The following is a 1953-nucleotide window of genomic DNA, read 5'->3' as shown; positions in this document are numbered from 1 at the left end:
GGGCTTAGGCCCAACCGGATATAAGGTGATGCGGACGAACGGTTCGCATGAGCGCCATCGGGCTCAACCTCGGAGATCACGGCAGCACCTGCGACCAGCACTTGACTGACGTATCGGCCCATATAAGGGGCGGCTTGAACTGCGCTGGCGAACATCGAGACGCCGAGGGAGATAAGCCACAGACCGTGACGCATGCGCGAACCCTCCTGATCCTGTGGGCTTGAGTGTAGATCGGTCGGCCGTCGTCCGCGAGAGCTTCGGGGGAGTACCCCCCCTGCTTGAGCAGGGGAACATCAGATTTCGGAGTAGAAGCAGGCCTGAGAGCATGGTCGGCTTCAGCGGTCGGAGCTGCCATTCGTGGAGCAGCAGGACCGTCATGGTTTGGTAGAGTCGAGGTGTGGCGCGGTGGCGGTAGGATCGGCCTATCTGTTTCCGCCGCTTTCGCCAGGCGGTGCCTCACTGGCCGAGCCGTAGCTCCGTTTCCACACCCCGCTCATCGAACCGGACATGCAGTAGAGTACGGATGAAGCGCCTTGCCTCGTTGCTGAGGCAGGTTTCTCCACCCCTCTCCCCAAACCGGACATAAGTCTTTCGGTCTTATCCGGCTTTCCAGTGTCTCATGCTCTTCAGAGGAGACGGCCATCACTGTTTCGGCTGTTGCCATTTCGGCTACCTCCCAGCGATTGCCGTCGAGACACCTGCGGTCCTTCGCCATATGGACGGCTTTCCCGTCCTCGGACTACTATGACCGCTCCGTCGCCATGGGCCTCGCGGCCCGAAGGCGATCCCGTGTTCGTACGAGTCGAAAGTAATAGCGCGACTTAGGTCCTCCGTTCGTCCCCTTGAACGACCTCGTTGGTCGTCGCTCGACAGGGGGAGTTTTGAACGGCGAAAGCGAAACCGTTCTATCCTGTCGGCTGCGCCCTGACATACCGTGGCGCGGGATGTGCGTTTCCATCGCTGGTGACTAGAGTTCAAGCAATCCATCCTTGACCATATCGCGCGGGCCTTGCGGGGCGTTGGGTCTGGCATGTTCGCCCAGCCCCCGCTTTACCATCATGCTCTTGTCCCTTTAGGCTTTCGCCATCCGGTAAGATGGTTGACCCGGAAGCATGTCTCCCGGCTTCCCCTGTCTTCGACAGGGATTCGACTCGCCGTTTTGCACGGCGCACGATCTCCCGCATCCGGCTCTCGGACAAGACCTCACGCCTTTTTCGCGTGTAACGCCATCTGCAGTTTCTGAACACTCTTTGGAGTTGATAGGTTGCCCAATCTCCAGGTCCCTCACCACGTCTTGCGTCTGTCTTGAACTGAGGTCCCTTTCCTCGACCAGCGTTGACTGGCTTCAGCGGTACTACGGACCTCTCCGCCACCCCAGGGCGCCCGGCCTGTCCCTCGCGGGCTTCCGGTTGGTCATCCCTGACCACGTCCCGGGGCTTCCCGTGTTGCGTGCGCTTTCCTTGTGTCCATGCTGCCGCCACGACCCCGGTGCAGCGGCTGGGCGTACTCTTTGCTCATTCACCCAGCCGTATCAGCCGTCCCCGAAAGGGTTGTCGGGTCGGCCTGCACATCGTCCTTTTCGAGGCTTGCTCAGCGTTCACTCACGTTACGGCCTGCACACTCGCGCGGTCACCAATGCGTGACCCGCACTCCGAAGGCTTCAGCCATTTCGTTACCTCCATGACTGCTCCGGTTGCTTCCGGCTGGAGCGGTTGCCGGGTGGGACTTGCACCCACTGGAAAACGCCGCCTTGTCACGGCGCACACCCTGAACGGACCTTTGCAGGCAGTCGCGTTGATGAGATGATTGGCTCCGCCGGGGCTAGCCTAGTTTCCGTCCACAAACGGCAAACGTTTGATTTCACTACGTGAATCATAGCTTTGCGCGAGCAAGGCCCGGCGGTTTCAGGTATCTTGGATCATGCCACTGAGTCCAAAGCCCTGCCAGCGCCGG

1 protein-coding gene is annotated in these 1953 nt (G+C 60.5%); it reads right to left on the bottom strand.

Features of this window, described 5'->3' with window-relative positions; translation table 11 throughout:
- On the bottom strand, nt 1-194 hold a 194-nt coding region (locus tag FS320_RS47390; RefSeq protein WP_210252255.1), incomplete at its 3' end, for a hypothetical protein.
- Nucleotides 195-1953: the final 1759 nt, after the last annotated feature.

Source organism: Microvirga tunisiensis, from assembly GCF_009296175.1.
Lineage (GTDB): Bacteria > Pseudomonadota > Alphaproteobacteria > Rhizobiales > Beijerinckiaceae > Microvirga > Microvirga tunisiensis.
This window is presented reverse-complemented; position numbering and strand designations above follow the sequence as displayed.